Source organism: Myxacorys chilensis, from assembly GCF_059505265.1.
The window spans coordinates 39,985-57,053 of the sequence record NZ_JCACKG010000232.1; the positions used below are offsets into that span (position 1 = coordinate 39,985).

General features: G+C 48.4%; 19 protein-coding genes. 9 read left to right on the forward strand and 10 right to left on the reverse strand.

Features of this window, described 5'->3' with window-relative positions:
• The first annotated feature begins 272 nt into the window (after window positions 1-272).
• Both AC5JLB_RS23750 and AC5JLB_RS23755 read left to right on the forward strand, forming a co-directional pair.
• Window positions 273-572, forward strand: coding sequence for a type II toxin-antitoxin system HigB family toxin (locus AC5JLB_RS23750; protein ID WP_495876300.1), 300 nt, complete (start codon window positions 273-275; stop codon window positions 570-572).
• Window positions 556-954, forward strand: coding sequence for a helix-turn-helix domain-containing protein (locus AC5JLB_RS23755; protein WP_495876301.1), 399 nt, complete (start codon window positions 556-558; stop codon window positions 952-954). Before AC5JLB_RS23750 ends, AC5JLB_RS23755 begins: the two co-directional genes overlap by 17 nt.
• Here AC5JLB_RS23755 and AC5JLB_RS23760 read toward each other — a convergent pair.
• The 5 genes from AC5JLB_RS23760 to AC5JLB_RS23780 are packed head-to-tail and all read right to left on the reverse strand — an operon-like array spanning window position 947 to window position 4,788.
• The gene (locus tag AC5JLB_RS23760; RefSeq protein ID WP_495876302.1) at window positions 947-2,281 is read right to left on the reverse strand and encodes a Caspase domain-containing protein; all 1,335 of its coding nucleotides are present in this window, start codon (window positions 2,279-2,281) and stop codon (window positions 947-949) included. The genes AC5JLB_RS23755 and AC5JLB_RS23760 overlap by 8 nt on opposite strands.
• Before the next feature lie 43 nt (window positions 2,282-2,324).
• On the reverse strand, window positions 2,325-3,167 hold the full coding sequence (locus AC5JLB_RS23765; RefSeq protein WP_495876303.1) for a M28 family peptidase: 843 nt from the start codon (window positions 3,165-3,167) through the stop codon (window positions 2,325-2,327).
• An 8-nt stretch (window positions 3,168-3,175) separates the two neighbouring features.
• Complete coding sequence (locus tag AC5JLB_RS23770; RefSeq protein WP_495876304.1) at window positions 3,176-3,565, reverse strand: type II toxin-antitoxin system VapC family toxin; 390 nt, start codon at window positions 3,563-3,565, stop codon at window positions 3,176-3,178.
• Window positions 3,566-3,850, reverse strand: a complete 285-nt coding sequence (locus tag AC5JLB_RS23775) for a hypothetical protein (RefSeq protein ID WP_495876305.1) — start codon at window positions 3,848-3,850, stop codon at window positions 3,566-3,568. It lies immediately after the preceding gene.
• A gap of 53 nt (window positions 3,851-3,903) precedes the next feature.
• Entirely contained in the window at window positions 3,904-4,788 is an 885-nt protein-coding gene (locus AC5JLB_RS23780) for a PhzF family phenazine biosynthesis protein (RefSeq protein WP_495876306.1), read from the reverse strand.
• A gap of 205 nt (window positions 4,789-4,993) precedes the next feature.
• Between AC5JLB_RS23780 and AC5JLB_RS23785 the strand changes: the two genes are divergently transcribed.
• Window positions 4,994-6,388, forward strand: coding sequence for a septal ring lytic transglycosylase RlpA family protein (locus AC5JLB_RS23785; RefSeq protein WP_495876307.1), 1,395 nt, complete (start codon window positions 4,994-4,996; stop codon window positions 6,386-6,388).
• On the opposite strand, the gene AC5JLB_RS23790 is transcribed toward AC5JLB_RS23785, so the two are convergent.
• Window positions 6,375-7,022 carry a Crp/Fnr family transcriptional regulator gene (locus AC5JLB_RS23790; protein ID WP_495876308.1) on the reverse strand — a complete coding sequence of 216 codons (648 nt, stop codon included), beginning with the start codon at window positions 7,020-7,022 and terminating at the stop codon, window positions 6,375-6,377. The two genes, AC5JLB_RS23785 and AC5JLB_RS23790, sit on opposite strands and share 14 nt — an antisense overlap.
• A 175-nt stretch (window positions 7,023-7,197) precedes the next feature.
• Here AC5JLB_RS23790 and AC5JLB_RS23795 point away from each other — a divergent pair, with 175 nt between their 5' ends.
• Window positions 7,198-7,974: a J domain-containing protein gene (locus AC5JLB_RS23795; RefSeq protein ID WP_495876309.1), complete on the forward strand. Its 777-nt coding sequence runs from the start codon at window positions 7,198-7,200 to the stop codon at window positions 7,972-7,974.
• 18 nt (window positions 7,975-7,992) lie between these two features.
• Complete coding sequence (locus AC5JLB_RS23800) at window positions 7,993-8,259, forward strand: DUF3143 domain-containing protein (protein WP_495876310.1); 267 nt, start codon at window positions 7,993-7,995, stop codon at window positions 8,257-8,259.
• Window positions 8,260-8,278: 19 nt separating this feature from the next.
• On the opposite strand, the gene uppS is transcribed toward AC5JLB_RS23800, so the two are convergent.
• From uppS to lysA, 3 genes are all read right to left on the reverse strand, one after another.
• Window positions 8,279-9,037, reverse strand: coding sequence for an undecaprenyl pyrophosphate synthase (uppS, locus tag AC5JLB_RS23805; RefSeq protein WP_495876311.1), 759 nt, complete (start codon window positions 9,035-9,037; stop codon window positions 8,279-8,281).
• Between the two features lie 68 nt (window positions 9,038-9,105).
• Window positions 9,106-10,080 carry a diadenylate cyclase CdaA gene (gene cdaA, locus AC5JLB_RS23810; RefSeq protein WP_495876312.1) on the reverse strand — a complete coding sequence of 325 codons (975 nt, stop codon included), beginning with the start codon at window positions 10,078-10,080 and terminating at the stop codon, window positions 9,106-9,108.
• A gap of 143 nt (window positions 10,081-10,223) precedes the next feature.
• On the reverse strand, window positions 10,224-11,603 hold the full coding sequence (lysA, locus tag AC5JLB_RS23815; RefSeq protein WP_495876313.1) for a diaminopimelate decarboxylase: 1,380 nt from the start codon (window positions 11,601-11,603) through the stop codon (window positions 10,224-10,226).
• A gap of 107 nt (window positions 11,604-11,710) precedes the next feature.
• Between lysA and rimI the strand changes: the two genes are divergently transcribed.
• The 3 genes from rimI (at window position 11,711) to mscL (ending at window position 15,751) form a co-directional block, all read left to right on the forward strand.
• Window positions 11,711-12,400, forward strand: a complete 690-nt coding sequence (rimI, locus tag AC5JLB_RS23820) for a ribosomal protein S18-alanine N-acetyltransferase (RefSeq protein ID WP_495876314.1) — start codon at window positions 11,711-11,713, stop codon at window positions 12,398-12,400.
• A 170-nt stretch (window positions 12,401-12,570) separates the two neighbouring features.
• Window positions 12,571-15,042 carry an ATP-dependent Clp protease ATP-binding subunit gene (locus tag AC5JLB_RS23825; protein WP_495876318.1) on the forward strand — a complete coding sequence of 824 codons (2,472 nt, stop codon included), beginning with the start codon at window positions 12,571-12,573 and terminating at the stop codon, window positions 15,040-15,042.
• Window positions 15,043-15,331: 289 nt separating this feature from the next.
• Window positions 15,332-15,751, forward strand: coding sequence for a large conductance mechanosensitive channel protein MscL (gene mscL, locus AC5JLB_RS23830; RefSeq protein ID WP_495876315.1), 420 nt, complete (start codon window positions 15,332-15,334; stop codon window positions 15,749-15,751).
• 116 nt (window positions 15,752-15,867) lie between these two features.
• Here mscL and AC5JLB_RS23835 read toward each other — a convergent pair whose 3' ends face one another.
• On the reverse strand, window positions 15,868-16,467 hold the full coding sequence (locus AC5JLB_RS23835; protein WP_495876316.1) for a peptidoglycan-binding domain-containing protein: 600 nt from the start codon (window positions 16,465-16,467) through the stop codon (window positions 15,868-15,870).
• A 188-nt stretch (window positions 16,468-16,655) separates the two neighbouring features.
• On the opposite strand from AC5JLB_RS23835, the gene AC5JLB_RS23840 reads away from it, so the two are divergent.
• Entirely contained in the window at window positions 16,656-16,814 is a 159-nt protein-coding gene (locus AC5JLB_RS23840; RefSeq protein ID WP_495876317.1) for a hypothetical protein, read from the forward strand.
• Window positions 16,815-17,069: the final 255 nt, after the last annotated feature.

Below are 17,069 nucleotides of genomic sequence, written 5' to 3' on the forward strand. Positions count from 1 at the left end.
CGTCTTCTGAGCCTGAAACGTGAGGATCTGAAGGCGGAACTTCAGCATCTAAAGCTGAGACTCCAAGCAACTCCGAAACCTCTTACAGTGGGATGTTCTCATGGCGTTCTGAATTCTCCGACAGTAGTTCTTGGATGACCGAAGAGCTGCGATGGCACAACACTGAACTTTTACACTTGACAAAAAGCTCTCATTTTGAGAGTGTTATATAACAACTTATCAACTTATAACCAGAGGTTAAAAGATGATTCCAAAAATTTTAGAAGTCAGTTATGCATTTAATTACAGACCGAAATCTGCGGGCAGAAGCTGAGCAATATCCCAATGTCAAGAACCAAGTAGAGACGTGGATCTCAGTTGTCAGAAAAGCGGCATGGCAGAATTTAGAAGAGGTTCGCAGAATCTACAAGGATGCTGAAGCGGTTGGCAACTTTACCGTCTTCAACATTAAAGGTAATGACTACCGATTAATTGTCAGCATTAACTACGAAAACCAAATGATTTATTACAAATACTTCTTAACTCATAGCGAATATGACAGAGACAAATGGAAAAATGGCCCTCACTTTTGATAAGGATGCATACCGCAATTTGCTTGCTGAGGTGACTCCCAAAGTCATTGAGACAGAAGAGGAGTACGAGCAGGCGTTAGCAATCGCAGAACGCCTTTTCTTTGCAAAAAACTGCACTCCCGAAGAACGAGCGTTGCTCAAATTAATCGTGATGTTAATTGAGGTGTATGAAACTGAGAATTATCCGATGGATAAACCTGAACCGCATGAAATTCTTCAGCACATTTTAGAATCAAGCGGAACGCGTCAAGTTGATTTAGTTGGCATTGTTGGATCAAGTGGAGTGGTTTCTGAAATCGTGAATGGAAAACGATCGATCAGCAAAGCGCAAGCTAAAGCATTGGGTGAGTTTTTTCATGTCTCACCCAGTTTATTTATTTAGCCTTGAATTGCTTCGGCTGAGTAGCATTCCGAGGTTTAGCATTCGCCTGAGTCGCCGCTTTTGCGATCGCCCAATTACCCGACTCGCACTTTAGTAGACGATTCAGCGTCGCGATCGCGCTCTGATCTTTAGAGCTTTTCACCCGATACTCCATCGCTACATTAATCAGTTCCATCGAAAGCCGCGTGATAAACGCCTGATCTTCCTGCGATTTCACCGTTCCTTCTTTCAGAGACTTGACGTTGCCAGTCAGCGATCGCCCCAAATCAAATCCATACTTCTGACTGATCGCATTAATTACATAGCGCTGTTCAGGACGCGCAATCTTTGCAAGAGGCGCGATCGGCTGCGTCAATAGTTTTTCTCGCAGAGTTCGATTCGTCACTTGCTCTTGCAGCCACGCTTCAGAAGTTGAAATCGGTAGATCAGTCGTTTGCTCATCCACTTTGGCAAAGGCGTGAGCTTCGGCATACGATACGCGACCATCTTTGTTGTAATCGGCAGACGCGACGGATTTTCCAGTGCGATCGCGCCCACTCAATCCTGCAAAAAAGCTTGAACTATAATCCCGATAATCCGCCTCGTTTACTTCAGGTGTACATCCGACCGAAGGTTGAGTCTTAATCGTGGCAAAAAATCCGCAGCGCGTCTGAAGCGCAACACCACGATTAGGATCACCCGCTTTGTAGATCAAATTGGCAAACGAACCGGAATAGCACTGAGACATCATCGTGACAAACGGCAAGTTCTGAGGCAATTGATCGAGCAGTTGCGTAAAATCTTGCACTGACAACGCCTCATCTTTCCATAGCATCAACTGATTGTTGTTATGGTTTGATTCGTTCAACACACCATGACCTGTGAAGTAGAAAAAGATAGGCGACGGTTGCTTGCCAGCTTCGCGCATCCAGGGCCTCAGGTTGTCATAGGTTGAAGCCCCCTGCAAATTTGGAATGTTAGGTGACTTAAATTTCTCGCGATCGGAATCGATATACCGAACGGTTTTCTCTCCACTCGTGCCGTTAGCGAAAAAGATGGGGGGGATTGAAAATCCCATTTTCTTCAAGGTTCGCTGAAAGTACAGCACATTCTTCTCAAGGGCAATCTCATTGTACGAAGCCGCACCTCCGCCCCCAAACACGCCGAACGTTTGAGAAGCGTCTTTCTGAAAAGCGAAAGCGTTTTTTTGAGAAGCGCTTTTCTGACAAGTCTTCTCCGCGTGCGAAACAGATTGAACGCGATTAGGATGGCGTTCAGATTGATAGTGTATGAATTGAGATGCTAATGTTGCGCCTACCGCACCCAAAAAAAGTGCCCACTTTTGCATAAGTTGTAACCATTGTGCCGGGTTAAGAGCAATTGTACCCAAGCTATAGCAGACGGATACCGTTCGTTAGCCCTTGACAGACGCGAGTGAGAAAATTGAGGTTGAGCGTCTCAATGCGATCGCTCGGTTTGTGATAATTTGGATTCCTCATATTCGCGGTATCTGTCACCATAATGGCTCGGTAGCCCCGATCCCAAAAAGCCGCATGATCGCCGCGTCGAGCATCGGGTAAAAGCTGACCTTTCATGCCCGCAGGCAGCCATTCTGCACTAATGCCGCCCTGACGAATCGTGCGACTGAGCCGGATTAAATCAGGAATGGTTGGCAAGTTGCCAATCAGTGCAATGAAATTTCCTTCTGTTGAATAGAAGCGCTCCAATCCAGCTGGATAGTTTTGCGAATTGGGTTCTGAGGTAGCGTAACCGAGCATTTCCAATGCGATCATCAGTCGAAGCGGTTCGCCATGTAGAGTCTTTGCATACTGCACATTGCCGAACGTATCCGATTGGGTATAAATCTCTTCCATATCGAACGCGACTAATCGAATCGGCGATCGCGCAGGTTGCTCATGAAATGCTTTCGCCATTTCTAGTAAAACTGCTACTCCCGTCGCGTTGTCATCCGCTCCAGGAGAACCTGGCACAGCATCATAATGAGCGCCAATCAGAATCGGCAGACGCTTTTGATCCTTAGCAGCCGGAAGATTCAGAATGAGATTAGTATGCGTTCTGCCATTTACCTTAAAGTCATGAGACTGAACGCTGCCCCACTGCTCAAAGTGCTGACGAATATATTGCTGAACGTAGAAATGTCCTTGCGTTGCAAAATAGGGGTCGCGATAGCGAACTAATTCACTCAAATGCGACTCTAGCCTTTCTTCTAACATTACCTTTCCTAATCTTCATAGCGTAATCTTCCGACACGGCTAAATTCGCGAATGTTGTGGGTGACCAGGATGAGATTGTGCGAGATTGCAACAGCGGCGATCAGAAGATCATTTGGACCGATCGGAGTTCCAAGAGACTCTAGTTGTACTCGAATTTGTCCATAAGTTTCAGCCGCTCTACCATCGAAGGGCAAGCTCACAAAATCGCCGAAGAAAGTTTGGTATAGCTCTAAATTACTACTGCGACGAGAACTTTTATAAACACCATAGTAGAGTTCAGCCTTGACAACATCACAGAGAGAAATATTTTGACGACCCACTTCAGCAAATTTATCTGCAATAGATTGGCTCCGCCCTGTAATGTATTGAATACAAGTATTGGTGTCTAATAAGTACATCTACATCAAATCCCAATCTCGCTGTTCGTAATCTCCCTGCTCTCCTCTCTCTAAAGGTTCTCCCTCCCACTTTCCAAACGTTTTTTCAAAAAAACCAGGCGACCATCCGAACTCTTCTGGTGTTTTTTGAGAAGGCTCGACAACAGGGGTCACCATGACCGTAACTTCTACTGACTGATCTTTCATTGAGGTGGGAATATCAAGATGCAAGACGCCATCAGAGCCAACGCGAGATCGAACTTTGATTTCAGAGGTAGCCGCTTCTGATTGAATGATTTCAGACATATCGCCTCCATTAGTTTCAGTGAAGCTGCTTCTATTGTGACTTGAGAACTCTGCTAGACAAATTCTCCTTTTGCTACCAAGATAACTCTGCCACCTACAAACACTCGAATTTCCTCCTGCTCTTTCTGCGCATTCAGCAGCAGCAACGATGGTCTTCCCATCTCGTAGCCTTGCTCCACTCGAATATCGATTTCTGGCGTTCCAAAATACTCGTGTTGCACTAAATATCCTGCAAGACACCCGTTTGCGCTTCCGGTGGCCGGATCTTCAGCCACGCCTAAACCATCGGCAAAGACACGCACACTTAAGTCATTCTCAGAATGATTGGTTTCAGGGCAAAAAATTAGAATCGCTTTGGCCTGAGTCGTTTCGATCAGCTTGAAAAACCGTTCTTTGTTAACTCTGGCTTGCTGGAGAGCCGTATGCGTTTTGAGCGGCGCAATGATGAAGGGAACTCCGGTTGAAACTTCTGCGATCGGGAAGCGATCGTCCAGTTGCGATGCCTCAAGATTCAAAATTTCAGCAATCTCGGTTAGCTCAAATCGTTGTCTAAAGGCTGGAGAATTTTGGCGCATCCACAGAACATCAGGGCGCTGATCGTGATAGCTGATTGTCACGGGAATCTGCCCCACTTGAAGATTTAAGGTGATGGCGTCGATCGCGCGTCCCATTACTTCCTGTTGCAGGACAAAAACAGTGCCTAGGGTCGGGTGTCCTGCGAAAGGAAGCTCCTGTTTCGGAGTAAAGATGCGAACAGGGAATCCGCCCTCCTGCGGCTCCTCAGAAACAATAAACGTCGTCTCCGAATAATTTATCTCATTAGCGATTTGCTGCATTTGTTCAGAAGAAAGCTCCGTCGCTTGCCGAAACACCGCTAACTGATTCCCGGCGTACTTCTGTTCTGCAAAGACATCAACAATATAAAAGGGCAACCCCATGACGCTACTCGCTACCAGTAAAAAATTATTTCTAATTCTTCCATAGTGCTGATCCCCAAATTCTATATCTGAGCTAGAAAGCCAGAATTACTCGCTTTATGCAAAGAAAACTTACCTTCTAGAGATAGATCTTTTGGTTTTACAAAAACTTTATAATTGCCCCTGGCAAAACTGTATTGATGTTTACAATTTTATTAGCTGTGTCATGTTGATCCTTGGACTCGTTTGGGTCGCCTCTTGGTTTGGCGGCATTTCTTCCTTAAGCGGAAAGCTGCTAGAAGCACCCCAGTACTGGTCTACTGTGCTTTCTAGTAACACGCTTTCTAGTAACACGCTTTCTAGCGCGGCAACTAGCTCTATCAAACTGCAAAGGATTGCAGTATCTCAGGATGCTTCACTGTCCAGTCATTCACCTCTCAAGATTGTTTCTGTCAAGACTGTTTTAGGCTCTATCTCAGATTCGGTTCGCTTCAACTTCGCCGCATCTGACAGAAAAAATCAAATTCAAGCCACCAATTCGTCTTTTGATGATCCAGACGGCTGGCTCGAAACTGTTGAAGACCTGTTAGTCAACGCGGTGTTCGATCCAGCGTCTGAGGTTAATGCGGCTTCTCCCGTGCCTCTCTCCTCTGGCAAAGCTTCAGAATCTGAGGCCGCGATCGCAACTGAGCAGGCGTCTGAGACTTCGATGGAGGATTGGCTAAAGGCAGCAGAAAATTTGCTGCTGGGGTTTCCTAGTTTAGCTACCGAGGTGGAAGACGACTACTCTTCAGTTTCAGTCATTGAAGTAGGATATGACGATAAAATTTTGAGTCCTAACCCGGAGGCACAGAGCCAACCGTTTCTAAAATGCGCTACGTCGCCACAAAGTAACCCCTCAGAGCCATCCGCACTGAGGGGTTTTCAAGTTTGGGTGCAAGATTGTCTCGTGGCGATCGTTCCCAAACGTCAGGTAGCAGACGCGATCGCAACTGCTGTCACCCCACTTGTAGAAATGACCGACATCAATCCCGCTGATCTACAGCCTGCGGTGATCGATGGGAAAGCGGTTGGGAAATTTGGCGATCGCACGCTATTCACGATTGATCAATCTTTAGCCGATCAGATCGGGCGTCCGGCGGAACTGATTGCGATCGACTGGATCAACAATATTCGCATCTCGCTGGGACATGCGCCGCTGCCCCTAGCCGAGGCGCAAGTGAAGATGCACCAACTCCAGCCCACCAACGCGAGTATCGATGGCAAAGCCTCTTGGTACGGACCTTATTTTCACGGACGACAAACAGCAACCGGAGAAATTTTTGATCAAAATGCTTTGACTGCTGCCCATCGCTCATTACCCTTTGGAACCTACCTCAAAGTAACCAATCAACTCAACGGCAAAAGCGTTGTGGTGCGAGTGAACGATCGAGGCCCTTATTTTGATGAGGATGAACGGGTGATCGACCTATCCAATCGAGCCGCGCTGTGTATTAGTAGCGATGATCATGGAGTCGTGCCGATCGAAGCAGTGGTGCTACAACAAAGTCCTGCTTCAAACACCGCTTCTAAAAAAGGAACTCAGGTTTCCTTATCTCCCAATCGCGCTATTGGTTACTAGCCGCTTTTAGGCTCGGGTGCTGCAAAATGATTTGGCGGTTCGGCGCAGTCTTTATCCATCCTTCTTGCCGGAGTTGACCAAACAGGCGAGTGACGGTGACGCGGGTTGTGCCGATCGCATTGGCAATTTGCTGATGCGTCAGTCTGATATTGAGCCGAACCCCTTCAGCTCCAGGTTGCCCGACTTCATGCTGAAGCAGCAGCAGGAATTGTTTGAGGCGTTCTTCCACGCGGCGGTAGCCTGCTAAGGCAAGAAAAGCTTCGGTTTGCTGGAGCCGTCGTCCCAAATGTCTAAAAATCCCTTGACTCAATGCAGGGGATTTTTCAATTTCAGCCAAGGTCAGACACATCAAATCGGCATCTGATAGCGCGATCGCATGATATGGAAAAATCCCAGTTAACGGTAGCCCAAATGGCATAGATGCCGTCACCACAGCCAACAACGCTTCATCTCCCGTCGGATAGAGCGTGTTCAGCGACACAATGCCTCGGCAGACAATCCACACCTCATCGGCACGCATTTGGATGGGTTGACCACTGCGAAAGGGTTGTAGGCTCCGCTCTCGATAAAGCTGCTCCAGTAATTGACGAAGATCGGGGGGGCTAGTCAAACTGGATGTGAAGGATTGGATCATGGAGGACCTTCCGTAATCAGGTTCCACCCAATACTGTAAAAGCTAGACTTCAAGACAAGGTAATCGACAGGTTAACGTTAGAAGTGATTTTTGATTTTCTGTTCTCTCGCGCTCAGAGCTTGCTGCCTCTTCCTGCGATTACAATAATTGAAAGGCGGATCAGGAAGGGAGTGACGTGACTCAGGATAAACCAAATTCTGGCAGCAGCGGCAAGCGCGCGCCTTATCAGAAGGTGGCGGGTTCCAATTACTACACGCTTTTGGGGTTACATCCGGCGGCGTCGGTGCGAGAGATCCGGCAGACTTACCGAGAGTTGAGCAAACTCTACCACCCAGACACAACGGCGTTACCAAGCGCGATCGCCACCGAGAAATTTCAGCGAATTAATGAAGCTTATGCCACTCTGAGCAATCCCGATCGCAGAACAGCTTACGATCAGAAGATAGGCTATTCCCATGTTGTCGTCGCTCAACCTTTACCAACTCTAAACAAGCCCCAGCCGAGTTCATCAGCCTATTTAGATCCAACCGATCGCCCCCTCTCGGCAGGAGAAATTTTTGCGCTGTTTATCTTGGGTCTAACGTTTGTGGCCTGTTTAGTATTGGCGGTGACGATCGGTTTAACAAGGGGCGAAGCAGCGTTTAAGCCGTTGGTTGCTCAAGATCCGGTGATTCAAGAAGCGTTTGAAATATTGCAGCCTCCTCCAGACAGTCGCGGGGAACCAAAATTAGAAAGGTTCTCTCCGTTAATAGAAACACCAGTAATAGAAACACCAATTAATCTGACCCCCAGTTCAGCCACTGCGACTGACCCGGCAAGGGCAACCTTTGAAGGTGAAGAAGACACTCCGCAACCTCCAGAGATTGCTCCTATAGAATTTGAGGCCGTCACCAAATCTAACGATCAGTCAAATGTAATAATTGAATCTAGTCGTTCACTATCCCATTCTTAGCAGCTTATCCCTTACTCTATGACTCTTCCCTCAGCTGATACTCCCCTTTACAATCATCCTCTCCCTCAGATTGAATCTTGGCTGACAGATCAAGGTTGTCAGCAAGATTCAGATGAACTTCATTGCTGGACAATAGAGCGTTCAAAGTGGCAAGCAGAACTCTGCTTGGATGTAGATCAATTGACAGTTCGCTATCTCAACGTCGAAGGTCGGGACTTGCAGCGATCGTTCAAATATTCGCTCTCCCGCCAAGACCTCGAAGACGCCATCTTTGGGGGGCCTTAGGACTCTAGACAAGTCTGTATCAGGCTTTACCAACTTTTCCAAAGCGTCGCTCACGGCCTTGATACGACGCTAGAGCTTGATGAAACTCATGCCGATCAAAGTCAGGCCAGAGGGTATCTGTGACGTAGAGTTCGGCATAGGCCGCCTGCCACAGCAGAAAATTGCTCAGGCGCATCTCACCACTCGTCCGGATCAGCAAGTCCGGATCGCAGACTCCAGCCGTGTAAAGATGTCGATCGAACAGACTTTCATCAATGTCATCTGGTTGAATTAAGCCTTGTTGAATTTGAGCGGCGATCGCACGACACGCCCGCACAATTTCTTGCCTTCCACCGTAATTGGTCGCGACTGAGAACGTGATGCCCTGGTTGTCTTTTGTTTCCAACATCGATCGCTCAATTTCTGCCTGCAAACTCGTGGGCAGCGCATCTAAGTTGCCCACAAAGCGAATGCGGACGTTTTCTTCTTTCATTTCGCGCAACTCTTGGCGCAGTACCCGCTCAAACAGCGTCATCAAAAAATCGACTTCTTCGAGCGGTCTACCCCAATTTTCGGTCGAAAAGGCATATGCTGTCAGCGCTTGAACGCCCCAATCGCGGCAGCAGCGCAGCAGATCTTTTAGCGTATCCACCCCACGTCGATGTCCTATGATACGCGGAAGACCTTGGCGCTTTGCCCAGCGTCCATTTCCATCCATAATCACAGCAACATGTTTAGGCAAGCGATCGCGATGCAAATCAGTCGGTAATTCTTGTAAAGTCGAGGGCTTCGCAGTCATTGTTTTCGAGCAACCGAGGGTGAGTAGTCAAGCCGTTCGAACAATCGAACATCAACAGAAACGGGAATTTAGAACTCTGAATCACCAGGCTTTCGCCCATCACTGACTTTGGATTTAGCTTTACGAAGCTCTACCGAATTGGGTAACGTCCGTTTTTGAAACAGCCGTGAGAACAAGGATAATCCCTTGGTCACTAAGCGGCGAATGAACGTTCTTAGATTTGGAGCGACAGGTTCGCGATCGCCCGCAAACGAGAACTTCGCTTCAAGTAGCTCTTTCAATTTACTGCTCGTGAGGGGGCGATTTAAAAGTCCCCGTTCTGCTAGTGAAATCGACCCCGTTTCTTCAGAAACAACAATACAGATACACGTTTCTACTCGGTCAGTCATTCCCATCGCGGCGCGGTGGCGCGTACCAAGCTGCCGAGACGCTGTTTTCTCTGATAGAGGCAAAATCACCCCTGCTGCCACGATGCGAGAGCCACGAATGAGGACGGCTCCATCGTGCAGCAGCGTTGTCGTTTGAAAAATCGTTTGCAACAACTCTTTTGAAAGTTCCGCATTCAATTTTACGCCTGGAACTGAGAAATCGCGCTCATCGATTGGGCTACCCGTTTCTAGAATTAGAAGTGCCCCTGTTCGGTTTTGGGATAGCTCTTTGATCGCATCGACAATTTGATCGGTGACACTGTCTGATCCAGGCAAGCTGCGGCGAGACGGTTGAAACAGCTGCACGATTTCTCCTCGTCCAAGCTGTTCTAAAAATCGTCGGAACTCGGATTGCAAAATGAATGCCATCGCTACAGCTGCACCCACAACCAAGTTATTGAGGACAAAGCTGAGCAGTGTCAGATCAACCCGACGACTGATTGCCGCCGCCAGCATCAGAATAATAAAGCCCCTCACCATCCAGAGGGTGCGACGCTCTCCAATAATGATCAGCATCATGTAGGTCAGTGCCAACACCAACCCGACATCGAGCAAAAACCGAAGATTTTCCAGGTTAAGCAAGAACTGGAGATTGTCTAGAGTGAGAGCTAACAAGGACGGTATCCTGTCAGGAGCAGGTGGGGGAAAAGGGATGAGGGATGAGGGATGAGGGAGGAAAGAGGGAGGAGAAAGAACGAGAGAGATAGGAGTCGTTCTATATTCCTATGACAGTAGGTTCCTAGTTCATCCTTACATCGTTATTTCAGATGGGCAGGAAGGCGATCGTAACGAATCAAATCTTCGTAGGTTTCCCGTTGCAAGATGAGAGTCGCGTTGCCATTGCCGACCAAAACAGCCGCCGGGCGAGCCAGTCGATTGTAGTTAGACGACATGCTGTAATTGTAAGCTCCGGTTGCCATGACAACGAGAGTATCTCCGGGTTGAGTCGGAGGTAGTGTCGCGTCTTTAATCAGAATGTCTCCCGATTCACAGTGCTTGCCAGCGATCGTCACCGTCTCGGTCATTGGTTCGGACATGCGGTTGGCAACGATCGCCCGATACAGCGACTGGTAAGTGATGGGACGGGGATTGTCAGACATGCCACCATCAACACTTAAATAGGTGCGAATGCCTGGAATTGTTTTCTGTCCGCCGACGGTATAGGCAGTGACGCAGGTGGTTCCAACCAGCGATCGCCCCGGTTCAGATAAAAGTTTCGGCAATGGAATGTTCTCAGCTTGACAAGCGGCAGCTACAGACTCACACACCACCTTTACCCATTGGTCAATGCTAGGCGGATCGTCAGATTCGGTGTAGCGAATGCCTAAACCACCCCCAATGTTGAGTTCTGAAATAGATAAGCCATACTGCGCCGCTTTGCTGAGCCATTGCACCATCACTCCGCCCAAATCTTGGTGGGGTTGCAACTCAAAAATTTGAGATCCAATGTGCGCGTGCACTCCCACAAACGAGAGGGTCGGTTGACCACTGACAAACTTAAGAACCTCATCGACTTGATTGGGGTCGAAGCCGAATTTACTGTCTAGATGTCCGGTGCGAATGTATTCGTGAGTGTGACACTCAATGCCCGGTGTCAAGCGCAGCATGATCCGAACGTTCTGGCGATTCAAGCTAGCGATCGTCTGTAGCTCTAGCCAATTGTCCACAATGACAGTGCAGCCGGATTCAATGGCAAGATTTAGCTCATCTAAAGACTTGTTGTTGCCGTGGAGATAGAGCTTGCTCGGATCAACTCCAGCTTTAAGCGCCGTATAGAGTTCACCCCCTGAGACGATATCAATGCCTAGTTTTTCTTGAGCAACGATCGCGCAGATGGCTAGACAATTCCAAGCTTTCGAGGCATATAGTACTTGAGATTCGCCGGGATAGTAGCGTTTAAATGCATCCCGATATTGGTGGCAGGCTGTTCTTAGGGAAGCTTCATCCAATATGTAAAGAGGTGAGCCAAATTGCTGAACCAGATCTGTTACGTCGCAACCTCCAATTTCTAAATGGTCGCGATCGTTAACCTTTGCGGTCAACGGCACTAGAGACTGATTTGGAGAGCGCTCTGGTGTAATGTCGGTTAAGTATTGGCGACCTGTATTTTGCGCCTCTAAAGCTTGAGTCGATACCATTCTTGTTGCGTCCTCGATCGCTGGGGGCGGGTGACTTGCCCATTTAAACACTATGTTACCCAGTGTACAATTGAGGGCTGTTGATTCGGAGTCGAATTTAACACGGCGTGACCTCGATTAAGCTTCAGCCTCTTGACCACACTCTTCTTCCAGCCGCGCTCCAGTTGGATCACCTTTGCTTTGGTGGTTTATGGACATTGGACGGCTATCAGAGAGAATTAGACAGCCCGAATAGCGACTTACTAGCGATTGTTCCAGCACCTTCAATCCCTGATGAAGCAGTTGTCATCACTGAAGAGCGGAGCGAATCCCTTGTGAACCCAACAGCAAATCTTTCAACGAGCTATCTACGTGCTACATCTGCTGTCACCGATCCCCTGCTCGGACTCGGCTGCTACTGGGCAATTCTCGACGAAGCCCACATTACAATTTTGGGCATTCATCCTGACTACCAGCGACGCGGACTCGGACACCTGATGCTATGTGCCCTCCTCGATCGTGCCCGCCAACGCGATATGGCACGCGCTACCTTGGAGGTCAGAATTTCTAATCAGTCCGCTCTATCGCTATATCAAAAGTTTGGATTTCAGATTGCAGGACAGCGTAAAGGTTATTACACTGATACCGGCGAAGATGCCCTAATTCTATGGCGCGGCAAACTTCAATCGACTGAGTTCGCCACGCTTCTGACAACACAATGGACTGAGATTCACCATCGTCTTACGCAGCAACATTGGTCACTTCAGCTCGGTTTAGAGTTGTTAACAGCAGAGAACTCTGCCTTGACTTATCCCTAAGCTTTCACTGACAATCTGCCCTTGGCTATAAATTTTTCTTTTCCTTGGCTCGACCGAACGAAAGAGATCGGTTATCGCGCTCCAACCTGTTGCTGGAATCATAGCAACCGGAGGTTTTGTCTATGTTAGAATCACCCTACCGGCACGCAGCAGGTAAATGGAAAAACGCCATGTTTGAACGCTTCACAGAAAAAGCCATCAAGGTCATTATGTTAGCTCAGGAGGAAGCACGCCGCCTGGGTCATAACTTTGTCGGTACAGAACAGATCCTCCTGGGTCTAATCGGAGAAGGAACTGGCGTCGCCGCCAAAGTCCTTAAATCTATGGGCGTCAACCTCAAGGACGCTCGGATCGAAGTAGAGAAGATTATCGGTCGAGGATCGGGCTTTGTGGCAGTGGAAATTCCGTTTACGCCACGGGCAAAGCGCGTTCTAGAACTCTCCCTTGAGGAAGCCCGCCAGTTAGGACACAACTACATTGGCACTGAACACCTGCTTCTAGGGCTGATTCGAGAAGGCGAAGGAGTCGCTGCCAGAGTGCTTGAAAATCTGGGAGTTGACCTCTCGAAGGTCCGGACCCAAGTGATCCGAATGCTGGGCGAAACCGCCGAGGTTTCCTCAGGTGGTAGCCAAGGACGAACCAAAACTCCGACCCTCGACGAGTTTGGCTCGAACCTCACGCAGCTTGCCGCTGATGGAAAGCTTGATCCCGTTGTGGGTCGCCAGAAAGAAATTGAACGAGTGATTCAAATCCTCGGTCGCCGGACAAAGAACAACCCAGTGTTAATCGGTGAGCCTGGAGTGGGTAAAACCGCGATTGCAGAAGGTCTCGCTCAACGGATTGCCAACGACGATATTCCAGACATTCTAGAAGACAAGCGCGTCGTCACCCTGGATATTGGTCTGCTCGTGGCAGGAACCAAATATCGGGGTGAATTTGAAGAACGCCTTAAAAAGATCATGGACGAGATCCGGTCTGCCGGAAACGTCATCTTGGTCATTGACGAAGTTCACACCCTGATTGGTGCGGGTGCTGCTGAAGGCGCGATCGATGCCGCTAATATTCTTAAACCAGCCTTGGCGCGGGGTGAATTGCAGTGCATCGGAGCTACCACGCTCGATGAGTATCGCAAGCACATCGAACGGGATGCCGCTCTAGAGCGTCGTTTCCAGCCCGTTATGGTTGGTGAACCCTCGGTGGATGAAACCATCGAAATTCTGCGGGGTCTGCGCGAGCGCTACGAGCAGCACCACAAGCTGAAGATTTCGGATGAAGCAGTGGATGCGGCAGCGAAACTGTCTGATCGCTATATTTCCGATCGCTTCTTGCCCGATAAAGCGATTGATCTGATCGATGAAGCGGGTTCCCGCGTTCGGTTGATCAACTCGCAGTTGCCACCTGCCGCTAAAGAACTCGATCGCGAACTACGTCAAGTCCTAAAAGACAAAGACGATGCCGTGCGATCGCAGAACTTTGACAAAGCGGGCGAACTGCGCGATCGCGAAATGGAGATCAAAACCGAGATTCGAGCGATCGCTCAAACTCGTAAGACCGAATCGACGGGCGAAGACGCTCAGCCGATTGTGACGGAAGAGGACATTGCGCAGATCGTGGCATCTTGGACGGGTGTTCCGGTGAATAAGCTCACCGAATCTGAGTCTGAGAAGCTGCTGCACATGGAAGACACCCTGCACACCCGACTGATTGGTCAGGATGAAGCGGTGAAAGCCGTATCGAGGGCAATTCGTCGCGCCCGGGTTGGTTTGAAGAATCCCAACCGACCGATCGCCAGCTTTATCTTCTCTGGTCCTACCGGGGTTGGTAAAACCGAATTGACGAAGGCATTGGCAGCTTACTTCTTCGGATCTGAAGATGCCATGATTCGCCTTGACATGTCAGAGTTTATGGAGCGTCACACCGTTTCTAAACTGATTGGTTCGCCTCCTGGATATGTCGGTTACAACGAAGGCGGTCAGCTGACTGAAGCTGTGCGTCGTCGCCCCTATACCGTGGTGCTGTTCGACGAGATTGAGAAAGCACACCCTGACGTGTTCAATATGCTGCTGCAAATCTTAGAAGATGGTCGTTTGACCGATGCTAAGGGACGCACAGTAGACTTCAAGAACACCTTGCTGATTATGACCTCGAACATTGGTTCCAAGGTGATCGAGAAAGGCGGCGGTGGTTTGGGCTTCGAGTTCTCCGGTGAAGGGGAATCCGATTCTCAGTACAACCGCATCCGCGCGTTGGTGAACGAAGAACTGAAGAACTACTTCCGGCCTGAGTTCCTCAACCGTCTTGATGAGATCATTGTCTTCCGTCAGTTGAACAAGGAAGAGGTCAAAGAGATTGCTGTCATCATGCTGAATGATGTCTTTAAGCGCTTGCAGGAGCAAGGAATTACTCTCGAAGTCACCGAGAAGTTTAAAGACCGCTTGGTGGAAGAGGGCTACAATCCCAGCTACGGAGCGCGTCCACTGCGTCGTGCCATTATGCGACTGCTAGAGGATTCGCTGGCTGAGGAAATTCTGTCTGCCCGCATTAAAAATGGTGATACTGCCGTCGTTGATGTGGATGAGAGCGGACAGGTGAAGGTGATTCAGGGACAAGAGCGTGAGTTGTTGCCCCAAGCCGCCGAGTAGTAAATTCTAGAAGATTAAGAAATAAAAGCGGTAGAGAGCTTTGGCTTTCTGCCGCTTTTATTTTTCACTTGCTCAAGTAATTCATCAATCTTAAAAAAACTGGAAAAACCCGCGAATTATACTGCTCAGAAATAGAATAAGGCTTACTGTTGTTCTTCGAGCGGTAAAGCATGTATCTCTAGCGCCATAGAAGCTAGAAATAAACGTTCTCCGACAAGCTTGTAATGTGTTCAGTTAAGAACATTGTAGTGTTGACCATTTAAGTGAAAGTTGAGGGATAAGGCGTCTTATGGCAAACGGTGGATTTTGGGCAGACTTTAAGAAGTTTTTGATGCAAGGCAACGTGATTGACTTAGCCGTTGCGGTCATCATCGGAGCGGCGTTTAGCAAAATTGTTGATTCTCTAGTCACAGATGTGATTACACCAGCCATTATCGGTCCTGCAATGCAAGCCGCAGGAGTGAATAGGTTAGAGAATTTTGTCGTTGGCAATGGGATCAAGATTGGCGTATTTCTAGCGGCAGTCATCAACTTTATTATCATTGCCTTTGTTATTTTCATTCTGATTCGGGCAATTGAAAAAGCGAGACGGAGATTCTTCCGTCAAGAAGCTGTGGAAGAGGCTGCCCCCGCCGACCCAGTAGTGCTTTCTCAAGAACGTTTAACCGGCGCGATCAAGCATCTCACATCCACTCTAGAACGCCGATAAGTGTCTCTGCCCCGGCGACATTCTGTTTAGCATCGCTCCGCTTTCTGCTGTTATGAAGAGCGGAGCGATGCTATGGAGTTGCGTGTGCTAGGTGCTGTTACTTTAAGTGCTGTTATTTAAGGAATTAAGTCATACACACGCCGATTGAACTCGCTTTCTGTAATCTCTTTCCGAAAGAACTGACCCTTAACTTGGCTTAAGTCGTTTCTAAGTTTTCTTAGCGATTCAAGTTCTGAGGGGGACGGAGTTGGGCTAGGTGAAGGGGTCTGAATGGCGCGGGCATCGGCGTCTAGCTGGCGACGAACCGCGATCGCGGCAATACCTGTGACTGGAAATCGTCGATTGCGCTGATAAACCTTGACGATGCTATAAGTTTCGCGACGGTAGTTACCCGTAATCGGTAGAGATAGTCCAGTGACGATCTTGAGATTGTTTTGAAGGATTTTTACGGTTTTTTCGACGGTCGCACGCAGTTCTACCCCATCTTGACCATTGGGAGTGAGGCTGGCATCCTGCTGAAACTGCGCGATCGCGGCTTGAGTATACGTCTCTACATAGGTCAACGATCGCAGTGCGGTTGAGGAGCAATCAATATTGCCTAAGACATCGCGATCGCAAGCATTGAAATTGTTTCCCAGTCCATCTAATCCGCGTGGACCTAAGTAATAGCCTAACCCGTCTAGATTTTCCCTGAGATCGACGAGAGACAATGGCATGACGTTCAATCCTTTCTGAACTAGTAGATGGTCTAGAGAAGAATGCTAAATCCTGGCATTACAGATTTACCACTAATTGAAGACTACTTTATACACTGCCGAAAGGGATTTAGCATTATTTCTAGCGATTGATGCGAAGTTTCTTGCTCCTAAGGCAGCATTGCTTCGCGCCATTGGAATGCTTCTTCATGGCGATGGACAGTTTCTTCGCACAGATGGACAGTTTCTTTGCGTCGATGGAATGCTTCTTCTATGACGATGGACAGCTTCTTTGCGTCGATGAACAGTTTCTTCCTATGGGTGGACAGTTTCTTCGCACGGATGGACAGTTTCTTCACGCTGATTGAATGGTTCTATTTTATAGATGTTCATTGCTTCCCTCCTTTCCATCCGTGAATCTCTGGCGTCTAAGTTTTTAGAGCATTGTGCTTTCTTAACTACTTTGGGGGACTGTGCTGGTAGGCTGTTGCACACCCTTTCAAGGATAATGATCAAGATCTACTGAAGGGATAGAAGCCAGCTTTGTCAATGGGGCTACTATACGGATTAGGGCGAACGCATACGTTTCTTCATAATTGCAGCTGAAGAGTTGAACTGATACG

Coding starts and splice junctions, on each gene's coding strand:
- lysA (WP_495876313.1), bottom strand. CDS start 11,603: ATGGTATCGACTCAAGCTTTAGAGGCGCAAAATACAGGTCGCCAATAC.
- AC5JLB_RS23785 (WP_495876307.1), top strand. CDS start 4,994: ATGTTGATCCTTGGACTCGTTTGGGTCGCCTCTTGGTTTGGCGGCATT.
- AC5JLB_RS23825 (WP_495876318.1), top strand. CDS start 12,571: ATGTTTGAACGCTTCACAGAAAAAGCCATCAAGGTCATTATGTTAGCT.
- AC5JLB_RS23750 (WP_495876300.1), top strand. CDS start 273: ATGCATTTAATTACAGACCGAAATCTGCGGGCAGAAGCTGAGCAATAT.
- AC5JLB_RS23780 (WP_495876306.1), bottom strand. CDS start 4,788: ATGGGGTTGCCCTTTTATATTGTTGATGTCTTTGCAGAACAGAAGTAC.
- AC5JLB_RS23760 (WP_495876302.1), bottom strand. CDS start 2,281: ATGCAAAAGTGGGCACTTTTTTTGGGTGCGGTAGGCGCAACATTAGCA.
- AC5JLB_RS23770 (WP_495876304.1), bottom strand. CDS start 3,565: ATGTACTTATTAGACACCAATACTTGTATTCAATACATTACAGGGCGG.
- AC5JLB_RS23840 (WP_495876317.1), top strand. CDS start 16,656: ATGGCGATGGACAGTTTCTTCGCACAGATGGACAGTTTCTTTGCGTCG.
- AC5JLB_RS23775 (WP_495876305.1), bottom strand. CDS start 3,850: ATGTCTGAAATCATTCAATCAGAAGCGGCTACCTCTGAAATCAAAGTT.
- uppS (WP_495876311.1), bottom strand. CDS start 9,037: ATGACTGCGAAGCCCTCGACTTTACAAGAATTACCGACTGATTTGCAT.
- AC5JLB_RS23755 (WP_495876301.1), top strand. CDS start 556: ATGGCCCTCACTTTTGATAAGGATGCATACCGCAATTTGCTTGCTGAG.
- AC5JLB_RS23790 (WP_495876308.1), bottom strand. CDS start 7,022: ATGATCCAATCCTTCACATCCAGTTTGACTAGCCCCCCCGATCTTCGT.
- AC5JLB_RS23835 (WP_495876316.1), bottom strand. CDS start 16,467: ATGCCATTGTCTCTCGTCGATCTCAGGGAAAATCTAGACGGGTTAGGC.
- mscL (WP_495876315.1), top strand. CDS start 15,332: ATGGCAAACGGTGGATTTTGGGCAGACTTTAAGAAGTTTTTGATGCAA.
- AC5JLB_RS23800 (WP_495876310.1), top strand. CDS start 7,993: ATGACTCTTCCCTCAGCTGATACTCCCCTTTACAATCATCCTCTCCCT.
- AC5JLB_RS23765 (WP_495876303.1), bottom strand. CDS start 3,167: ATGTTAGAAGAAAGGCTAGAGTCGCATTTGAGTGAATTAGTTCGCTAT.